The organism is Neobacillus sp. S1115, assembly GCF_055385565.1.
The window spans coordinates 605,001-624,446 of the sequence record NZ_AP038275.1; the positions used below are offsets into that span (position 1 = coordinate 605,001).

At 40.4% G+C, this 19,446-nt stretch carries 18 protein-coding genes and 12 tRNA genes (1 of these 30 cut by a window edge); 22 read left to right on the forward strand and 8 right to left on the reverse strand.

Translation table 11 applies throughout. The features are described 5' to 3' along the window. The 12 genes from ACZ5B7_RS02915 to ACZ5B7_RS02970 all read left to right on the forward strand — a co-directional run. Positions 1–21, forward strand: a tRNA-Gly gene (locus tag ACZ5B7_RS02915) (it extends 54 nt beyond the left edge of the window). Positions 22–26: 5 nt separating this feature from the next. Beyond that, positions 27–115 (forward strand) — tRNA-Leu (locus ACZ5B7_RS02920). 13 nt (positions 116–128) lie between these two features. Further along, a tRNA-Arg gene (locus tag ACZ5B7_RS02925) sits at positions 129–205 on the forward strand. Between the two features lie 15 nt (positions 206–220). Beyond that, positions 221–297, forward strand: a tRNA-Pro gene (locus tag ACZ5B7_RS02930). Between the two features lie 17 nt (positions 298–314). Further along, positions 315–390 (forward strand) — tRNA-Ala (locus ACZ5B7_RS02935). 20 nt (positions 391–410) lie between these two features. Beyond that, a tRNA-Met gene (locus ACZ5B7_RS02940) sits at positions 411–487 on the forward strand. A 12-nt stretch (positions 488–499) separates the two neighbouring features. After that, positions 500–592, forward strand: a tRNA-Ser gene (locus tag ACZ5B7_RS02945). A gap of 164 nt (positions 593–756) precedes the next feature. Further along, positions 757–830: transfer RNA gene (locus tag ACZ5B7_RS02950), tRNA-Met, on the forward strand. Positions 831–835: 5 nt separating this feature from the next. After that, positions 836–912 (forward strand) — tRNA-Ile (locus ACZ5B7_RS02955). Between the two features lie 20 nt (positions 913–932). Beyond that, positions 933–1,007: transfer RNA gene (locus tag ACZ5B7_RS02960), tRNA-Asn, on the forward strand. A 10-nt stretch (positions 1,008–1,017) separates the two neighbouring features. Continuing rightward, positions 1,018–1,108, forward strand: a tRNA-Ser gene (locus tag ACZ5B7_RS02965). A 10-nt stretch (positions 1,109–1,118) separates the two neighbouring features. Next, positions 1,119–1,192: transfer RNA gene (locus ACZ5B7_RS02970), tRNA-Arg, on the forward strand. A 215-nt stretch (positions 1,193–1,407) separates the two neighbouring features. Here the strand turns inward: ACZ5B7_RS02970 and ACZ5B7_RS02975 are convergent. Both ACZ5B7_RS02975 and ACZ5B7_RS02980 read right to left on the reverse strand, forming a co-directional pair. Beyond that, entirely contained in the window at positions 1,408–2,484 is a 1,077-nt protein-coding gene (locus ACZ5B7_RS02975; protein WP_464492563.1) for a sensor histidine kinase, read from the reverse strand. Continuing rightward, a complete protein-coding gene (locus ACZ5B7_RS02980; RefSeq protein ID WP_464492564.1) occupies positions 2,481–3,161 on the reverse strand; it encodes a response regulator transcription factor in 681 nt (226 codons plus the stop codon). The genes ACZ5B7_RS02975 and ACZ5B7_RS02980 overlap by 4 nt, the downstream gene beginning before the upstream one ends. A gap of 140 nt (positions 3,162–3,301) precedes the next feature. Here ACZ5B7_RS02980 and ACZ5B7_RS02985 point away from each other — a divergent pair, with 140 nt between their 5' ends. Together ACZ5B7_RS02985 and ACZ5B7_RS02990 are read left to right on the forward strand one after the other, a co-directional pair. Next, positions 3,302–4,327, forward strand: a complete 1,026-nt coding sequence (locus ACZ5B7_RS02985) for an ATP-binding cassette domain-containing protein (protein WP_464492565.1) — start codon at positions 3,302–3,304, stop codon at positions 4,325–4,327. After that, on the forward strand, positions 4,324–5,130 hold the full coding sequence (locus ACZ5B7_RS02990) for an ABC transporter permease (protein ID WP_464492566.1): 807 nt from the start codon (positions 4,324–4,326) through the stop codon (positions 5,128–5,130). Before ACZ5B7_RS02985 ends, ACZ5B7_RS02990 begins: the two co-directional genes overlap by 4 nt. A gap of 155 nt (positions 5,131–5,285) precedes the next feature. Here ACZ5B7_RS02990 and ACZ5B7_RS02995 read toward each other — a convergent pair whose 3' ends face one another. Both ACZ5B7_RS02995 and ACZ5B7_RS03000 read right to left on the reverse strand, forming a co-directional pair. Further along, positions 5,286–6,059, reverse strand: a complete 774-nt coding sequence (locus ACZ5B7_RS02995) for a putative protein N(5)-glutamine methyltransferase (RefSeq protein ID WP_464494424.1) — start codon at positions 6,057–6,059, stop codon at positions 5,286–5,288. Positions 6,060–6,252: 193 nt separating this feature from the next. Continuing rightward, positions 6,253–6,933 carry an SIMPL domain-containing protein gene (locus ACZ5B7_RS03000; protein ID WP_464492567.1) on the reverse strand — a complete coding sequence of 227 codons (681 nt, stop codon included), beginning with the start codon at positions 6,931–6,933 and terminating at the stop codon, positions 6,253–6,255. A 227-nt stretch (positions 6,934–7,160) separates the two neighbouring features. Between ACZ5B7_RS03000 and ACZ5B7_RS03005 the strand changes: the two genes are divergently transcribed. Then, the gene (locus ACZ5B7_RS03005) at positions 7,161–8,603 is read left to right on the forward strand and encodes an alkaline phosphatase PhoX (RefSeq protein WP_464492568.1); all 1,443 of its coding nucleotides are present in this window, start codon (positions 7,161–7,163) and stop codon (positions 8,601–8,603) included. A 115-nt stretch (positions 8,604–8,718) separates the two neighbouring features. Here ACZ5B7_RS03005 and tatC read toward each other — a convergent pair whose 3' ends face one another. The 3 genes from tatC to ACZ5B7_RS03020 all read right to left on the reverse strand — a co-directional run bounded on the left by tatC (position 8,719) and on the right by ACZ5B7_RS03020 (position 10,526). Continuing rightward, complete coding sequence (gene tatC / locus ACZ5B7_RS03010; RefSeq protein ID WP_464492569.1) at positions 8,719–9,441, reverse strand: twin-arginine translocase subunit TatC; 723 nt, start codon at positions 9,439–9,441, stop codon at positions 8,719–8,721. A 63-nt stretch (positions 9,442–9,504) separates the two neighbouring features. Continuing rightward, the gene (locus tag ACZ5B7_RS03015) at positions 9,505–9,702 is read right to left on the reverse strand and encodes a twin-arginine translocase TatA/TatE family subunit (RefSeq protein ID WP_464492570.1); all 198 of its coding nucleotides are present in this window, start codon (positions 9,700–9,702) and stop codon (positions 9,505–9,507) included. A 284-nt stretch (positions 9,703–9,986) separates the two neighbouring features. Beyond that, positions 9,987–10,526 (reverse strand): hypothetical protein, encoded by a 540-nt coding sequence (locus ACZ5B7_RS03020; RefSeq protein WP_464492571.1) that lies wholly within the window; start codon positions 10,524–10,526, stop codon positions 9,987–9,989. 138 nt (positions 10,527–10,664) lie between these two features. On the opposite strand from ACZ5B7_RS03020, the gene ACZ5B7_RS03025 reads away from it, so the two are divergent. The 3 genes from ACZ5B7_RS03025 (at position 10,665) to ACZ5B7_RS03035 (ending at position 12,790) form a co-directional block, all read left to right on the forward strand. Further along, entirely contained in the window at positions 10,665–11,441 is a 777-nt protein-coding gene (locus ACZ5B7_RS03025) for a CPBP family intramembrane glutamic endopeptidase (RefSeq protein ID WP_464492572.1), read from the forward strand. Positions 11,442–11,576: 135 nt separating this feature from the next. Further along, positions 11,577–12,065 carry a YehS family protein gene (locus ACZ5B7_RS03030; RefSeq protein WP_464492573.1) on the forward strand — a complete coding sequence of 163 codons (489 nt, stop codon included), beginning with the start codon at positions 11,577–11,579 and terminating at the stop codon, positions 12,063–12,065. A 17-nt stretch (positions 12,066–12,082) separates the two neighbouring features. Next, the gene (locus ACZ5B7_RS03035) at positions 12,083–12,790 is read left to right on the forward strand and encodes a M48 family metallopeptidase (RefSeq protein ID WP_464492574.1); all 708 of its coding nucleotides are present in this window, start codon (positions 12,083–12,085) and stop codon (positions 12,788–12,790) included. A 584-nt stretch (positions 12,791–13,374) separates the two neighbouring features. Here ACZ5B7_RS03035 and ACZ5B7_RS03040 read toward each other — a convergent pair. Beyond that, positions 13,375–13,908, reverse strand: a complete 534-nt coding sequence (locus ACZ5B7_RS03040) for a CueP family metal-binding protein (RefSeq protein ID WP_464492575.1) — start codon at positions 13,906–13,908, stop codon at positions 13,375–13,377. A gap of 232 nt (positions 13,909–14,140) precedes the next feature. Here ACZ5B7_RS03040 and ACZ5B7_RS03045 point away from each other — a divergent pair, with 232 nt between their 5' ends. The 4 genes from ACZ5B7_RS03045 (at position 14,141) to ACZ5B7_RS03060 (ending at position 19,379) form a co-directional block, all read left to right on the forward strand. Continuing rightward, positions 14,141–14,866 (forward strand): 3-ketoacyl-ACP reductase, encoded by a 726-nt coding sequence (locus ACZ5B7_RS03045; protein ID WP_464492576.1) that lies wholly within the window; start codon positions 14,141–14,143, stop codon positions 14,864–14,866. Positions 14,867–15,422: 556 nt separating this feature from the next. Continuing rightward, positions 15,423–16,052, forward strand: a complete 630-nt coding sequence (locus ACZ5B7_RS03050; protein ID WP_464492577.1) for a YesL family protein — start codon at positions 15,423–15,425, stop codon at positions 16,050–16,052. A 5-nt stretch (positions 16,053–16,057) separates the two neighbouring features. Continuing rightward, complete coding sequence (locus ACZ5B7_RS03055) at positions 16,058–17,812, forward strand: sensor histidine kinase (RefSeq protein ID WP_464492578.1); 1,755 nt, start codon at positions 16,058–16,060, stop codon at positions 17,810–17,812. Positions 17,813–17,816: 4 nt separating this feature from the next. Next, positions 17,817–19,379, forward strand: coding sequence for a response regulator (locus ACZ5B7_RS03060; RefSeq protein ID WP_464492579.1), 1,563 nt, complete (start codon positions 17,817–17,819; stop codon positions 19,377–19,379). Positions 19,380–19,446: the final 67 nt, after the last annotated feature.

Here is a 19,446-nt window from a genome sequence, read left to right on the forward strand (position 1 = left end):
CGAATCCCGTCTTCCGCTCCAATAATGCCGGGGTGGCGGAACTGGCAGACGCACAGGACTTAAAATCCTGCGGTAGGTGACTACCGTACCGGTTCGATTCCGGTCCTCGGCACCACTTAATAAATAATGCGCCCGTAGCTCAATTGGATAGAGCGTCTGACTACGGATCAGAAGGTTATGGGTTCGACTCCTGTCGGGCGCGCCATCAAATTTAATAGTACGGGAAATAGCTCAGCTTGGTAGAGCACTTGGTTTGGGACCAAGGGGTCGCAGGTTCGAATCCTGTTTTCCCGACCATTCTCACTAAAATCAATGGGGCCTTAGCTCAGCTGGGAGAGCGCCTGCTTTGCACGCAGGAGGTCAGCGGTTCGATCCCGCTAGGCTCCACCATTATTTTAAATATGTAATTTGGCGGTGTAGCTCAGCTGGCTAGAGCGTACGGTTCATACCCGTAAGGTCGGGGGTTCGATCCCCTCCGCCGCTACCAATTTATCATCTCGGAGGAATACCCAAGTCCGGCTGAAGGGATCGGTCTTGAAAACCGACAGGCGGGTTAAACCGCGCGGGGGTTCGAATCCCTCTTCCTCCGCCATAAGTTTTCTCAATATTATTATCGCGGGGTGGAGCAACGAGCGTTGCTTCTGTGAATAGTCTGCGAGTTGTATCAATCGAACTGCTGCTCGTATAAGCTTTCTGAGATTGATACAGTCCTACGCTAGCTTCTAGCATGGCGTAAACTTAATACTTTCTTATTATCGCGGGGTGGAGCAGTCCGGTAGCTCGTCGGGCTCATAACCCGAAGGTCGCAGGTTCAAATCCTGCCCCCGCAATATATGGGCCTATAGCTCAGCTGGTTAGAGCGCACGCCTGATAAGCGTGAGGTCGATGGTTCAAGTCCATTTAGGCCCACCATCAAACATAATTCTAATTGTTCCGCAGTAGCTCAGTGGTAGAGCATTCGGCTGTTAACCGAACGGTCGTAGGTTCGAATCCTACCTGCGGAGCCATTTTTTTTATGGGGAAGTACTCAAGAGGCTGAAGAGGCGCCCCTGCTAAGGGTGTAGGTCGGGCAACCGGCGCGAGGGTTCAAATCCCTCCTTCTCCGCCATAAATATCATGCGCCTTTAGCTCAGTTGGATAGAGCATACGCCTTCTAAGCGTACGGTCAGAGGTTCGAATCCTCTAAGGCGCGTATTTCAAACTTTAAGCAACTCAATAGTATCAATGGTTTAACAACATTAGGGAAAACTAATGGTATTCTAACCTAATTGGAATTCCTTAAAATAGTCGTTAAGAAAGATCAACTTCCAAATACATTGTTTGGAGGTTTTTTAAGTATTTTTAATTCCTTAGTAAACTAAAAAGTCAAACAAGGAGGGAAGTTCCTAACTTACACTTGGGACACCCTCATATAAAGTTAATTGGTACTATCACTTTTATTTCCGTACCTTCTTTTGGTGAGCTTTCAACCAGTATATCCCCTTTATGCATTTCAATTATTTTCTTTACAATGGCAAGTCCTAACCCGCTCCCGCCGGAAGATCGGCTCCTTGATGGGTCTGCCTTATAGAAACGCTCAAATATATGCATTTGAACCTCTTTTGTCATCCCAATTCCTGTATCTTTAATGATCACTTCTATCCTATCCATATCACTTTTTATTAATTTCACCGTTATTTTTCCATTATTGGGTGTAAACTTAATGCTGTTATGGATTAAATTAGTCCAAACTTGATTCATCAGATCTTCATCAGCATTAATCATCATTCTATCCAAAGAAACATCCATTTCAAGGTTTTTATTTCTCCATTGGGGTTCAATTGAAAGGATAACTCTACGTAATTGTTGATCTAAACGATAGGTTTTTAGCTCAAATGGCGGATGATCGGATTCTAATGAGGTCAGCTTTAACAGGTTATCGCTCAACCTAGAAAGCCGTATACTTTCCACTTCAATGATTTCAAGGTACTGCCTGCGTTCTTCATGAGATAAATGTTCATTTTTTAAGGCATGAGCAAATCCTGAAATGGATGTAAGAGGTGATTGGATCTCATGAGAAACGTTGGAAATAAACTCTTGGCGCATTTGTTCCATTTCTCCGAGCTCTTTCGCCATATGCGTAATACTCTCTGCTATTTCATTAAAAGGATGATTTCGATTACCAAACTCTTTTTTGTAGAAAGAAAGATCAATATTAAAATTTCCTTGTGCCATATCTTTCATCGCCTCAATCATTGGGCGTAAAAAGAGACTCTGCTTTTCTTGGAAAAATTTTATTTTGGAAATACCAAACATGATCAGGCCAAAGAGGAAAAATCCTACAAAAGAATCGATGATCAGCGTCGGGTAGATAGTTAAACGATTAATTGAAAAAACACGGAAAAACCAGGAGGTGATATAAAAAGCAGCTGTCCAGCATAAAAATAATACGATTAAAATGGCTAAAACTTCACCGCTTTTTTTTAGAAACTTGATGATTTTCATTTTTTCACCTCTAAACGATAGCCAAGCCCGCGAATGGTGGTAATTTTAAAAGGGCAGTTGTCATTTGAAAAGCGCTGCCTTAGACGTTTTATGTGAACATCCACGGTTCGCTCATCACCTTCGTAATCATAACCCCAAATATCCTCAATTAACTGTTCTCTTGAAAAGGTTTTACTGGGATGTGACATGAATTTAAACAAAAGCTCAAATTCCTTAAGCGGAAATGTGATATGGTTCCTGCCATCAAACACTTGAAAGGCGGTTCGATCAAGCTCCACTGCTCCTATTCTTACCTTATTGGAAAGAGTAATGTGGAAACGCTTGAGTAATGCCTTCACTCTAACAATCAATTCAGCTGGTTCAAATGGTTTGACCAAATAGTCATCCGCTCCGAGTTCAAAGCCTTTTACTTTTTGGACTGTTTCTCCTTTCGCGGTCAGCATCAAAATCGGGAGAGATTCAGAATAATAAGCTCTAATATGCTCACAAAGTGCCCAGCCATCCATGTTTGGCATCATAATATCCAGAATGATGAGATCGACTTTTCCAGAATCCAGCAGGGATAACGCTTCATTCCCATCCTCCGCCTCCAAAATCGAGAAGCCTTCCCCGGTTAAAATCACGCCAACCAATTTCAGAATATGAGGGTCATCGTCGACAATTAGAATTTTGGTCATTTTATTTCATCCTTTTTCATAAAAAATATTCTAAGTCTTTTTTAGCATACATGTTTTTTATGAACTTAGTATGAACTAAGAATTCATATTCAGTTCATAAATGCTTGTTACCATGTGCGTAGTGATAAGGAGGAATGATAATGGAACATTTACACCGAACCATTTCAGAAAACAGTGAATGGGCCGTTGAAGCTCGCGGTCTTTTGAAAAATTTTGGTGAAAATCGTGCGGTCAACGGCGTCGATTTGAACGTGAAGGCTGGTACCATTTATGGCATGCTTGGTCCAAATGGGGCTGGCAAAACCACTACCATCAGAATGCTCGCAACCTTACTGCGACCTGATGCTGGTTCTGCAAAAATCTTTGGGCATGATGTTGCAAAGGAGGCACAGATCGTTCGTCAATTGATTGGGGTTACAGGTCAGTATGCCTCAGTTGACGAATCGTTAAGTGCAACTGAGAACTTGGTGATATTTTCTAGGCTTCTAGGATTGGGGCGTGCAGAGTCCAAGCGTAAGGCAGAAGAGCTGCTCGAAGAATTTGGGTTAACAGAAGCGGCACGGCGTCCGTTGAAAAATTTTTCCGGCGGTATGCGGCGCCGTCTTGATTTGGCAGCTAGTCTTATTGCCCAGCCGCCGCTTATCTTTTTAGATGAACCGACAACAGGGCTTGATCCGCGCACACGGAATCAAATGTGGGACACTATCCGCCGTTTAGTAAAAACAGGGTCAACTGTTCTGTTAACAACACAGTATTTACAGGAAGCGGATGAATTGGCGGATAGAATTGCGGTAATCGATAGAGGAATCGTTGTTGCGGAGGGTACAGTAGATGAGCTAAAGTCATCAGTTGGCAGCTCATCCCTGCATCTGAGAATCGAAAATCCTCTGGATATTGGGGCAGCCCGACATACGGTAGAACGAGTGTTAAATGCGAAGTCAACTGTGTCGTCTGAAGGCGGGAAGATTATTGCACCGATGGCGGATGCTGACCGGGTCGCTGATTTGCTTATCGCACTACGTGAGTCTGGAATCCATTTGGCGGAATTAAGTATGCAAAAACCAACCCTTGATGAAGTGTTTTTAACCATCACTGGTCATGGGGTGAGTGAAGACGCATCTAATGTCTCAAATGAAGCGGTCAAAGTAGAGGAGGTAATACGATGAAAAGTACGGTATATGCCAATCGTCAACTGAAAAACCACACCACTTTTCGGCAGTCAGTGCAAAATTCATTGACGATGGCCTATCGAGGCTTGCTGAAGATTCGGCGCACACCTGAGCAATTGTTTGACGTTACGCTTCAGCCCATTATTTTCACCCTCATGTTTACCTACATCTTTGGCGGGGCCATCTCAGGAAATGTGGCAAGCTATTTGCCGGTTATCATTCCGGGCATTCTCGTTCAGACCGTCATAACAACTTCCATTGTGACGGGAGTCCAACTGCGGGAGGATATGGATAAGGGTGTATTCGATCGTTTCAAGTCCCTTCCGATCGCACGTATTGCTCCATTAGCGGGAGCACTTTTAGCAGATACGATCCGATATACCATTGCCACCGTGCTAACTTTTACGATGGGGTATATCATGGGCTACCGGCCAGAAGGGGGACTTGGGTACGTCGTCTTGGCTGGAGTTCTTGTCATTGCCTGTTCCTGGGCCATGAGTTGGATTTTTGCCTTTTTTGGTGTGATTGCACGAACGGCTTCTAGCGTACAAGGGATTTCCATGCTTGCGCTGTTCCCCCTGACGTTTCTCTCTAATGCTTTTGTGCCAGTTAATACTATGCCCGACTGGCTCCAATGGTTTGTAAAGATGAACCCACTGTCCCATCTAATAACTGCCGTCCGTGAACTTGTTAACAACGGTAACATTGGCTCTGATTTAGTCATTTCCCTCATTGGAGCAGCCGTCATCGTGGCACTTTTTGCACCTATGACGGTCCGTGCCTATATGCGTCGTACGTAAAATGGAATGATTGCTAGGTTAATAAGGCCCTTAAATATGGGCCCAATATAGTTCGGAAACACAAATTAGTTCCTCTGGAGTCAGAGCGATGCCGCTTTAGGTTGTCTAAAACCTCCACTTTGAATGATATAGAAAAAGTGCCTGTTACTCCGTATTTATACATGAAGGGGGTTGGTGCCAATTACTATAGTAGAGTCTAGTTCGTCATTGTGTACTAATTGTGGTATTAGTCCATTTTGAGAGAAAATTTCAACGGTTTGAGATGCCTGCATTTTGCTCGTCTCAATCAATAAGTGTCCTCCAGTTGTCAGCCAAAGGGGTGCTTCTTTTGCCACTCTTCGCTGAATGTCAAGTCCGTCAACTCCCCCGTCAAGCGCCACATTCGGTTCATGTAGACGGGCTTCTGGAGGAAGCAGCTTGATTTGGCCGGTAGGAACGTATGGTACATTTGCTACTAGGATGTCCACTTTCCCACGAAGTTTAGAGGGGAGAGGCGTATAAAGGTCACCCTCATATACTTGACCACCAAAGCTGGTAACATTTCGGAGTGCGCATCGAACTGCAGTAGGATCAATGTCAGTCGAATGCAACTCAATCCAACCCAGATCTTTGGCAATCGCGACACCAATTGCGCCAGTACCGCAGCAAAGGTCAACAACTGTGACTCCAGGTTTAGAAAAAGCTACTGCCTGGTGGACGAGAAACTCAGTACGACGGCGGGGGACGAAGACTGCGGGTTCTACTGCTATCCTATGCCCACAGAACTCCGCCCAACCGAGGATATGCTCAAGAGGAGAACCAGTTATCCTGTTATTGACCATATCGAAGAGGGCATCCAACGTCCGCGCCTCAGCAAGAAGAAGCGCAGCCTCTTCTTCAGCGTAAACACACCCAGCAGTCCGGAGTTTTTTGATTATACTTTCTTTTATTTGTTCATTAGTAAGAAGCTTTTTCTCGATAAAAACCACCCATCCTTTATTACAAGCTTTTTTTTTGTTGGAGCAGCATTGATAGGTTAGTATAGAGCCAAGATGACCTGTTTAAAAAGATGCGGTGCACCGTGACAGATATAGTGGATTTTTCAAAAGCACTCACTATTTCATTTGTGAGTGCTTCAATCTGTTAAAAATATGAAAACTTTGCCTGAATGGACGCGGAAATTTTAAGTTTACCAGGCTGTATCGGAGTTGAAGCTTCACTTTTGGCAAACATAGCAGTTTGCAAAGGAATGATTGGTGAAGTTTGGCTCAATTCTTGTATCGAAAAAGGCACCTTATTTAGCGTTACTCCCATCTCCTTTGTTAGTTCTGCAGCCTTAAATTGAGCATCATTGAGGGCAAGTGCCAATGCTTGATTGTAGTAGATTTGCGGATTTTTTACTTTAAATTCAATATTTGTGACAGTATTTGCCCCGTTTTTAACAGCAGTATCGACAATAAACCCGGTTTGTTCAATCTTATCATTTAGGACTTGAAGCAAATGGACCACTCTGTATCCTCGTAATGTTTGTTTACCGTTTTCGTAATCATATACCATTTCGATTCGGTAATCTGCCGTTTTAATATTCTCCTTTGAAATCCCTAAGCTTCTGAGTGACTGTATCACTTTAGTCGTTTTTTCATTATTTTCTTGTTGGGCATCTGTAAGATTCATATTCTCAGAATTCACACCTAATGTAACGATGGACATGTCTGGTGCTACAGATACCGAACCTTCACCTGTTACTTCTAAGATATTTTGGCCATTTCTAGAAAAGGCTCTCCATTCAGGCTGTGCCCGCATCCAGGGGTTTTGATAATGCATTAGAGCACTCCCTTCCTTTAAAAATTCCTTCCTTCATTGTATTCGGAAGAGGTCGAAAAAAATCCTCGGTTCCTGAAACAAAAGAACTGTCCCAGGGTTTTACTGTGTTTTACAATCAATTAACCCTAATTTACCCAATTCTTACAATATGTACATATGTATTTAATGTTTACCAGTTAAGCTAGTAATAGTTTGATAATAGATTTAAGAGGAGGAATAGAAACTTTATGGAAAATCAAGCATCTAAAAATGGTATGAATCGACGCGATTTTTTAAAAGCAGGAGGAATGAGCACACTTGCACTTACGATTGGATCAACTGGAGTGTTAACACTCGGTTCAAAAGCACTAGCGGATACAACCAATAATCCAACCAGCGGTTTTGGCGGGTATGGTCCTTTGGTTCCAGATCCAAATGGAATTCTCGATCTTCCACAAGGTTTCCATTACAAAATTATCTCTGAAGAAGGCGGTCAATTGACTAACGGTGGAAAAATCCCCGGCGCCTTTGATGGAATGGCCGCTTTCGAAGGACCTAATAATACGACCATTCTTGTTCGTAATCATGAATTAAGCCCGGGAGCAACAAATCCTGTGGTGGGCAGCAAACCTTTCGATGCAGCAGCTGCAGGAGGTACAACAGCTCTAGTCGTCGGTCCAAACCGTGAAGTCATCAAAGAATATGTAACTTCTTCAGGTACAGTCCGAAATTGTGCTGGCGGTGCGACGCCTTGGGGAACTTGGTTGACTTGTGAAGAAACACGTTCCGCGACACACGGATATGTGTTCGAAGTGGATCCGACACAGCCAGAGAACGAAATGTCCAGAACTCCAATCAAAGAAATGGGCCGCTTTTCCCATGAAGCCTGCGCGATTGATCCTGCAACAGGATATGTATATTTAACTGAAGATGCAAGCCCAAGTTACTTTTACCGTTTCATTCCAAATGACACTAGCCAGGAGCCGGGTGCCCTGCAAAAAGGCGGAAAGCTTTATGCGGCGGCCATTGAAGCGGTACAACGTCCAGCAGCAAGCACCTTTAAAACAGGACAAAAGTTTGAGCTTGTGTGGAAGGAGTTAGATCCTCATCTGTGCCGCGAAGATGCAAAGGCACAAGGCTGCATTGAGTTTAGTAGACTAGAAGGAGCATTCTTCCAAGAGGGAGTCTTCTGGTTCGACGACACCTCTGCCGGTGAGAAAAAACTTGGACGAGTATACCGCTATATTCCTCATACGAATACATTGGAGCTTTTCTATGAGGGAAATGATGCAAGACAAATGGAATATCCAGATAATATCTGCATGACTCCATGGGGTGACCTTTGGTTTGCAGAAGATGGTTCAGGCCAAGATCGACTGATGGGAATTACCCCAGAAGGCAAAGTCTATCCTTTTGCTGCCAACCGTCAAAGTGGATCTGAATTGGCAGGACCAACCTTCTCGCCTGATGGAAACACGCTTTTTGTCAATATTCAAGAACCAGGTCAAACCTTTGCCATCTGGGGACCGTTCCAACGCAGAAACACTGCACGTGCAAGGGAAATGTCCTATGCTGCTCCTGCGAATCTTGCGCCACAAGTTTCGGAAAAAGTGGCTAAGGCTGCCGAGGCACAAGGTATGTCCGTTTTAGAAGCTGCAGCATTTGAGCGCCACGGAGTAGAATTAATCTAATTGTGGAATCCATTCAAAAAAAGATGTAAACCGGCCTGTTTTGCGGTTTACATCTTTTCTTTTTGACTTAAAAAAAGAAGTCTCAGCAAATGGACTAAAGACTTCTTTCTTCATCTTACGCGGCTAGATTAACTTGCTGTTTGCGCCGATATACAACTCTCGATAATAGCACACTGCATTCATATAGGAAAATAAGGGGGATCACTACCAATATATCCGATAGAAAATCCGGCGGGGTGATGAAGATTGCTATTAAAATCAGTACAAAATAGGCGTATCTTCGAATCTTTTGCAATCTATATGGGTTTAGCACTCCGACACTGGTTAGGAACATGATAATGACAGGAAGTTCGAATAAAAAACCAAATGGCAGTGTCATATGAATTAAAAACATAAAGTACTTTTCTGTAGTAAAAAAGGTCGTAAACATATCCTCGGACATGGAGATGAGAAACTGGAATACCATTGGAAAAATGACAAAATAACCAAAGCAGATTCCTAGGATGAAAAGAAAAAATAGTGCTGGAATATAAGCCAGCGTTATTTTTCGTTCTGATTCTTTCAATGCGGGACGGACAAACAGCCAAGTTTGATAGGCGGCCATTGGGATAGTTCCTGCAATGGCGACGACAGCTGCAAGAATCATATAGACCCATAAAATGTCGCTCGGTCCTAAAATGGCTAGTTTCACCTCTAAGTCCTTGACTAGCCAGTAATAGATGTCCTGTACATAGATAAAGGACAAAATGAAGAACAGGATAAAGGTCCCGAGTACGAAAATAATACGTTTTCGTAATTCCTCAATATGACCAATAAGTTCCATGTCTTGTTTTTTCATGTAGAGCCTCCTTATCAAAAAGAAGATGCAAGCTTTCTTACATCTCCCTCAAAAATGATTGGATTAAATTGCTTTTTCCTCTTTTTGAGGCTGTGACTTTTCTGGCTCTTCATCGGAAATTAACTCTTTTGTTGATTTTTTAAACTCCCTTAATGTTGAGCCAACTGCTCGGCCCAATTCCGGTAATTTTGAAGGACCGAAAATAATTAGGGCGATAACAAGAATAAGAATCAAACCAGGAACTCCGATATTTTGAAACATATAAATAACCTCCTCTTATATGGCTGTTTTTGTTCTTCCTTATCTATGATTATAGGTAACTACCGTCAGTATGTTAATAAAGGGGGTGTAAGGAATTGTAAAAAAAACATTAATTACTTTAATAGTCTGTAAACGATGCATGGGGACGGTTCTTTTGCCTCAGAAGCAGTTTGAACTATATGAAACTGGAATATAGAATCTTCCTAAATTACTTGTTGCTTTGCTAGTTTCTGTAAAAAAAACATGCCCTTCATCACGCGAATGAAGGACATGCTTATTAAACTTTATTTTTTGCTTTTGAGAGTTTTAATTGCTTTTATGAGAAGAATAATATAGCCAGCCATTAATCCATATCCGATAACGATAATCAAGAATGGCACATATTCCGGGGTGGTGCCTGAATCGGTAGACATACCTGCTAAAAAGAGTGGTGCAATCGGCAACATGATGATGCCTGGACCTGTACCCACTATAAGCAGAGCACCAAGACCAATCACAACCCAGGGCCAAATCGTTTTTTTCGTTTCAGAAGAATGACTGTTTAATAGTTTTGGTTCTTGCAAAGATTCAAGCTCATAGGCCTTTTTGGCCCGATTATAATCCCTCAGTGCATTATAGGCCCGCTTCATTCCCCAGATGATAACGGTGATAATGGCTAATGAAATGACTATAAAAATCAGCGAGAAGAAATTCAGTTCATTTGCTTTCCAAAAGGTCATGAAAATGATAAAGGGTAGACCAGGAAGAGACGTAAATAAAAATAATCCACCGCCAATGAGGACAACCCATGCCCATATTGGCTGCTGCTGGTTAGAAGGACGCATGACTAAACTCCTTTATTTCCTAGAATGCTTCTATCATAATATAATTGTGGTAAAAAATGAAATAGTTTCCTATAGTTGGGAGTAGATTTCATTTAGCTGGCGCGTACTGAAGAAAAACATAAAATAAGGAAGTGAAACATGAGCTATTTTGTCAAAGCAATAGTTGGTTTTATCATTTTAGACGTTTATTTGAACGTCGGAATTGCAGGAGCCAGTTCATTTTTGGTTCAGGTTGTATTGGTCCTTCTGTTTTTTCCGTTATTGAAAGGAATTCTGTTTTTAACAAAAAAGGATTTTCAAAGAATCGGAATCAGCCTTCATCCAAAATGGTGGAAGAATATGATGTTGGGGTTTGCGATTGGCTTTTCCTTTTGGCTAATCAAGTACGGTATCGAATATTCCTTAAATGGATATGAGATTGTGGGAGCAATGCCGTTTTCTCAAATGATACTTTCCCTGCTCATGATCATGTTGACGTTTTTCGTAGGTTCATTTTTAAACGATATCATCGTTCGGGGATACGTATTTGGCCATTTAAAAGGAAAAATACCGATGAAATGGGTGTTTATACTCTCTCTTGTGCTCTACGCGCTTGATGATTCGTGGAATGAAGGGTTCAGCCTCTCCAACACGCTGTTTTCCCTTCTTCTTGGCCTATCTCTCACCTATGCCATTTATAAAACAGGCAGCATCTGGGCTGACACCGGAATCCACTGGGGACTGAACGTCTGCTACGGAATCTTTAACGGAACACTTGGAAGTACCGGCGGGGGAATTATCATAACAAAAGACGGCCCACCATCATTGCTACTAGAATCTATCAGCTACATCATCCCGCTGCTCATGTTCCTGTTTTTATATTTGGTAAGAAACAAGTTGAGGCAGGGGGACGGGTCTCATGCATCATTTTTGTAGAAATAAATAAATTGAGGCATGAGAACCGTCCCCATGTTTCATTTTTGAAATCCGGTTGGCAATCCTGTAATATTAGATAAATCAAATGGTGCTTGGATATGCGAAACGCACTAATTTTTTATTTGGAGGCCAATTGTGGATAATAACGATATTTTAATACGGCTTAGATATGCGCTGGAACTAAAAAATAAAGAAATGGCTGAGATCTTTCAGCTTGGCGGTGTGGATGTAACAGTGCCAGACGTAATAAAGATTCTCACGAAGGAAGATGATGAAAGCGACGAACAGCTCAAATGTAATAACAGTATGTTCGATTCGTTTTTAAATGGATTTATTGTCTATAAAAGAGGAAAGCAAGAGCCTAAACCAGGACAGCCTGAAACATCCGAACCGTCAATTAAGAAAAGTGCAAACGTCAATAATCTCCTGTTGAAAAAAGTAAAAATAGCACTAGCATTAACGACTGAAGATATGTTGGATATTTTTGAGGAAGCAGGAATCACGGTTTCAAAAGGGGAACTCGGCGCTTTATTAAGAAAAGAAGGCCACAAGAATTATAAAGAGTGCGGCGATAAATTCGCCAGGAACTTCTTAAAAGGGCTGGCGGTTAAATACAGAGGATAAGCCATGCAGGTGATGAGATGATACATACCTACTTAGGGGCTACAATACGTTTTGAAATCAAGTATAAAAATCGCACGTCTATAGGAATAAAGATCGATAGTTATGGAAATGTGGAAGTCCAGGCTCCGAAAGGGACATCTGATGCAAAAGTGCTTCAGTTATTAGAGGAAAAATGGGGCATCATTCAGCAAAAATTAATGGAAATGAAGGGCAGACTGGACGGGCCACAGGAAAAGGTCTATGAGCATGGTGAGAGTTTTCTTTATTTAGGAAACACCTATCCCATTGAGATTATTGAAGATATAACTATTATGCAAGAACATGTGCAGTTTAAAGAAGATAGGCTTTATATATATGTAAAACAGCATGACCTTGAAAAAATACAACAAGCTCTAAAACGATTCTACTACCAGCAATGTAAGGCATTAGTGGAGAAAAGCATCTCCTCCTATCAAAGCCACTTCAAGACAAAACCACGTGGCATTCGGATCACGGATAGCAAAACCACATGGGGAACCTGTGATTCAAAACTGCAGTTAACCTTTAACTGGAGACTGGCAATGGCACCACGGGAGGTCATTGACTATGTAGTCGTTCACGAAATGTGCCATATGGTCCATCTAAATCACGACCGCTCCTTCTGGCGCTTGGTAGGGAAACTAATGCCTGACTATAAAGAAAAAGAAAACTGGCTGACATTATCAAGTTGGAAAATGACGGTTTAAAGTGAGGCATGGGGACGGTTCTCGTGCCTCATTTTTTAATTTCTATTTATTTTGTTAGGAGCCAAAAGTCGGCAATTTTTTTGCCATTAAAAGCAGCTAATTTCCCGTTGCAAGTTGGTTTTGAATAGATTTAATCAAACGATTGTGTAACTGACAATTATTTTAGGATATTGTAAAGGGTTTGTACTTTCATAACAGGCATCCCAGAGTTTTTAACTAAACGTTTGTGTAGATTACTAGAAGGGAAATTTGGTGAAGATTGGCGAAGGTAAGAGCATTTGAAGTTTTTAAATAGGTAGCTTCGAACTTTTTTCTTGTTTGTTCAACAATTTTTTTGCCCCCAAAAGCGCCATTTTCCCGCTGCACTAAGGTTTTTACCAGATTTAATCAGACGTTGGTGTAAACGACAATGTTTTTAACCATAAAAGAATGGAAAGCTTATTATTGTTGAATTTTTATTACTTTTAAACAAATGTTTGTTTGGAAAAATAAATGAGGAATTATGTAGGCCGGTGACCCGAAAAATAGGGGTCAGCCCCCCGTCGCTTTAAAGCTTCAGCTGAGTGGGGGACTGACCCTTTTCTCTAAAACAACTGGATGTCCGTAATACAAGTGGCGTCCTTTTCAAATGTGGAAATCTTTGATTCTGCCTTTTTTCCATCGTGTGAAATCTTAATCTTGTAGGTTTTATCGCGTGGGAGCCAGAAATCGATAAAGCCGTTTGATAGTGATGTAACGGTTTTGTCTACGACTACGTTCCCATCACTGTCTTCCATATATACATCAAACTTTTCATTTGCTAGTTCACCTTGACAACCTGTCAAGCTATGATTCGTTCAGGGATGAGTTTGATTGGTATAAGGTGCGATTGACACGAAAAATTCGTCCTTCGGCAAATCATAACTGGTCTCTTTTCCAGACTTGTCCGTAACAATAAGTTGTTGAGAGGTAATGGATGCATTTTCGGCTTTTAATTTCCGTGCGCTGTAATCGCCAACCATTTCCTTAACGTCACTCGGCTTTGCTTTTTCAGCGGCCCCTTGATCCTGGCTATTTCCAGAACAAGCAGCCAATAAACTGGAAGCCAATAATAGCGCTGTGATGAGTTTCAACTTCATGGTATGGATTCACCTCCGTCTATTTACTATACCCTAGTATACTATATAAAATTTTAGTTCTCCGCTTTTTCAAGACCTTTTCACAATTTATTCGGTTTTATGATCAAAAGCACCTCACACTTGTCGGATGAAAAGTTTCCTTCCTAAATCGACGATTTATAAGTTTGGGGAGCATATAGTTAGAATCATTTTCCCAAAATACTATAATGAGATGTGGAAGGAGTTGTTGAAATTGGCACAATCATTAAAAGGAAAAGTAGCTTTCATCACTGGTGCTGGAAGAGGCATTGGCAAGGCCGCAGCCTTGGCATTAGCGAATGAAGGTGTAAACATCGGTTTGCTTGCCAGAACAGAGGCTGAATTAAAGAAGGTCGTAAGTGAAGTAGAAGGTTTAGGGGTGAAAGCAGCTTACGCGGCAGTGGATATTGCCTCTCAAGATGACGTAGAACAAGCTGTGAGTAAATTGACGGAAGCGCTGGGAACAGCTGACATACTGATTAACAATGCTGGCATTGGAAAATTTGCCACACTTTTAGAGATGGACCCGCAGGAATGGAAGCAAATTATTGATGTTAACTTGATGGGAACCTATTATGTAACGCGTGCGGTCCTTCCGCAATTAATCGAAAAAAATCGTGGCGACATTATCAATATTTCGTCTACAAATGGACTAAACGGGGCTGCCACCTCCAGTGCGTACAGTGCATCTAAATTTGGAGTTATTGGTTTAACGGAATCATTGGCACAGGAAGTCAGAAGAAACAATATCCGCGTTACCGCCTTAACCCCGAGCACAGTGGCTACTGAACTAGCGATAAAAACAAACCTAATCGCTGAAAACAATGATGAAAAATATATGCAGCCGGAAGACATTGCTGAGTTTATAGTTGCTCAATTAAAATTGCATCCACGCATTTATGTAAAAACAGCAGGCATGCTGGCGACGAACCCATTCTAATCTTTTGGTGCAATCTAAAGGGGCTGGTTCATTAACGGAAGGCCCCTTTAGCCATCCTAAAGGTTGCACGATTTGAGTTCATGGTTCCTTACAAATCCCCTTAAGTAAACAGTGGTCATCTCTTTTTATTCCTCTGGTATTTTGAGGCAATCGCTTCTTAAGTAGTTGTACTTTCCTTAAAGACACCCTTAGCTTAAAAGAAAAATAGTTCAATATTTTCAACAAAGGATTCAAAACCTTCCACCAATTTTTTTCTATGCTATTTGATATCATGAAATTTAGGGAATATTTAGTTTGAATCAATTGGTAAGCGGTTTCAATAATAATGTATCAGATTCGTTATCTGGTAATATATCAGCGCAATCAAACAGAAATACATAAACCAAATAATATTGTTACTAAACGGAAGATAGTATTAATTAAAACTAACCAATGATTATTATTGTTACTTTTTGCTAAAGTTCAGAAAGTTAAGGAAGCTCTGTTATTATTTTGTTATATTAATATAAATGGACTCATTTCAACAGTCGCTATCTTAAGAAAGAGGGGCTTATGCATGAAAGGCTTACTTCAAGGCTTGTATACACTATGTGAATGGATTATGCGTCTAGCTATTTTAAATGTTCTATGGATTGTATTTTCTTTACTGGGAGCCATTTTACTAGGCTTTTTCCCTTCAACAGCTGCTATGTTTGAGATCTCAAGAAAGTGGCTTAAAGGGGAGACGGATCTCCCGGTTTTTAAGTGTTTCTGGGCGGCGTATAAAAAGTATTTTGTCAAAGTAAATTTGATGGGGGCATTTGTCGCTATAGCAGGAATCTTTTTATATATTGATTTTAGCTTTTTTTCAAGCTTTGAAGGTTTTGCGTTTAAGATACTGACTGCCTTAGTGGTTTTGGTAACTATTATATATTGTATCCTATTAATTTATATATTCCCTGTTTTGGTAACATACGAAATTAGCCTATTACAATCGATTAAATTTGCATGTTTACTAGGAGTCTATCGTCCGCTTAGCACCATTGCCATTTTATTGGCGAGCATTCTGCTTTATTTTCTATTTTCTGCTTTCTCGCCGGTTCTCGTATTCTTTGGGGGCAGCATGACAAGTATGATGATGATGTGGGTGTCAAGAACCACTTTTTTTAAGATAAAAAATAAATATTCTTCCGAAAAAACGGTGTGAAGAAAATGAGATTGGTACGGTTCCCCAGATTTCGCCGTTTGAAGAATCAATTGCTGTTCCAAAATGCTATTGGGATCAGCCTGATTATCGGGTTAACCGCGGCCATTACCTACAACATTGCCATCGATATCCAAGTCAAAGAAGCAATCCGATATAATACGGTGATGGTGACGCAAATCAGTAAAAGTATCGATAATATGGTAGATTCGTTTAATCGTGTGATGGATGGAGTATCATTTAATAGTGATGTACAAAGTCTATTGAAGACCAAATATAAAAATGAAACAGATAAGAATTTCCTAAATAAAAGCTTATTATCTAATGTTGCGGATGAGACCATGATGTTTGAAGAAGTAGACTTAATCGGTCTTTACGATACGGAAGATGTAAGAGTAAATATAAGGAGAAGCGTAAATAGTAGAAACTATCCATTTTTCAATACTTTACGACCGAACATCTATGATAAGAGCGGGAAAGTTACCTGGAGAGTTGAACAATCTTTGATTACAGCCAACCGGATGATATACGATGTAAACGCTGATAAAATGAACACAATTGGTTATTTAACGATGTCAATGGACAAATCGTATTTACAGGATCGAATCCAAAAGTTTAATCCTGCTGAAGAGAGACATCTCATCATACTGGATCGCCAAAATAATCTGGTTGTATCTAATTCAGATGATGAAGAAGTAAAAAGAGTCAAATCATGGGTATCCAATCCAGAGAATACTTCAGTTGAAAAAGATTCATATATTGAGATTCCGAAATACGGGAAAATGCTTGTAAGTGAATATACCTCTAATTTAACAGGGTGGAAAATTATTTCGTTAGTCAGTTTGAATGAGATATCGCAAGGGCCTGCCATGATTGGGAAAACTATCTTTTTAATTGGAATCGCTGCCATTATCATCGGAATTATCTTTATTTGGATTAGTACCAACTCTATTGTTAAACCATTAAATAAATTAAGTGTAGTCATGGATGAAGTTGAAAAAGATAACTTCAATGCTCAGGTTGAAATAGAACGGATCGATGAGCTTGGAAGAGTCGGTGATAGTTTTAATCGAATGATGAATAAAATTAACACCTTAATCTCCGATATCTATCAAAAGGATATAAATGAAAAGGACGCACAGCTGAGAGCACTGCGGGCCCAAATTAACCCCCATTTTCTTTATAATACATTGGATGCGATCAATTGGATGGCACAGTTCGGAAAATCTGATGAAGTCAGTAAAATGACGGTTGCGTTGAGCAGACTGTTAAAAACGAGTATAAAAAATAACCAAGAGTGTATTCGGCTTGAAGAGGAAATGAACTATATTAATGATTACATGACAATACAAAAGATTAGATTTCAAGACCGACTTCATTATTCCATCAATATTGATCCAGAGGCTAACGATTGTTTAGTGCCAAAGCTGATTCTGCAGCCAATCGTTGAAAATGCCATGATCCATGGACTTGAAAAGAAGATTGGCGGCGGGTATTTATTTATCAATGGATATTTGAAAGACAACAAATTACACATCCAAATCATTGATAATGGAGCGGGGATGGATGGAGATACCCTCCAAGCCCTTTCCGAAGGAAGCTATGTTCAACATGATGAAAAACAAGGGACAGGAAACGGTATTTTAAATGTACAGAACAGGATCAAGTTATTGTTCAGTGAAGAGCATGGGCTAAAGATTGAAAGTAATATGAATGTTGGGACCTTATTTGAACTGATTTTGCCTGTTCAAAGGGAGGGGTAGAAAAATGTATAAAGTGCTTATTATTGACGATGAATCCTTTATCAGTAAAGGCTTATCTGAAAAAATCGATTGGGCTTGTTTAGGCTGCAGCATTTGCGGCATAGCTGCGAATGGATATGAGGGAAAAGAAAAAATAGACCAGCTGAAACCGGATATTGTCTTGTCGGATATAGTCATGCCTGGTTATACGGGTTTGGAGCTGGCTGATTATGTTCAGCAACATTATAAAAACATGATGATGATTCTATTATCAGGGTATGATGAATTTACTTTTGCAAAAGAGGCCCTTAAATGTGGCGTTTTTGATTATTTACTTAAGCCGACAGTCATAGATGAGGTAAGGAATGTCATCAAAAAAGCTGTAAAGGCTCTTGAACAAAAAAGAGATAAAGAGAAAAAATACGAGCATTTGGAATCCGCTTTACAGGAGAGCATTCCTATCATCGAACAATCATTATTACTTGATATCGCCGTTAAGGGGATCGTAAATACTGAAATTATTAACCAAAGAATTGATAGCTTTCATATTACCTTTGGAAAAGGTGCCGTTATTACGATTGAGGTATATAGTAATTTACACAGTAAACAGGCCCTTGAATCGATTCGAACCTCTATCGAGGAAATATGTAAGGGGAAAAATGTGGCAGTCCGGTTTGTGAGTTATGATCAGCAGCTGCTTGTATTTCCCGCATTTCCAGTGCACAAGACAAATAAAGAAATAAAAACACAATTAATAGACCTGTCGGAAGATATATTTCACTATTCTATCGAGGGGAATGGTATCAAAGCGTTGATTGGTATAGGCGAAATTTATACTTCCATTCATTCCATCCATACTTCTTATTTGCAATCTTTAACTGCGTTATCGAAAAGCTTTTTTACAGGCAGTGGAAAAGTACATTTTCATGATGAGATGAGCGACGGAATGACGAATCCAGACGTCACAACAAAATCAGCAAGATTCATAGAAATGTTTGAGGAAAGGAACCAAGAGGATATTCTCGATGAATTAGACTCCATCCTCAAAGAAATTAAGTATACCTATGATAAGCGGTTAGTAGTCAACCATTGCTTAGAGCTATTAATCAAACTTGGATTTATTGTCGCAAAATGGGATGCAAATTTTAAAATGTTTGTTGGCTATGAGCAGCTGGAGCAATGCAAAACATTCGATGAACTAAGAGACTTTATGAAGGATACCTGTATTTCGATCAAAAATCACCTCTATGAAATGATGAATAAAAATAATCTCGGAGTCGTCGAACTGGCAAAAAGAATTGTGGATAAAGAATATGCAAATCCAGATTTAAGCGCGCAATTTATTTCTGACGAGCTTCAGGTGAGTCTCAGCTATCTAAGCCGTTCTTTTAAAAAGGAGACAGGTGAAAATTTAAGTAATTTTATCACTGGAAAAAGGATGCAGGTTGCCCAAAAGCTATTAGCGACCACTGATTTAAAAACCAACGAAGTGGCAAAACGAGTTGGATTTATCGATGCCAGATATTTTGGGCAAGTCTTTAAAAAAATTATGAGAACCACACCTTCAGATTATAAGAAACTCCCATGATTCATTGAAAATCCCCGGATGAAAATTTCATCGGGGGTTTTCTTTTACTTTTTTTCGCCTCTGCAAT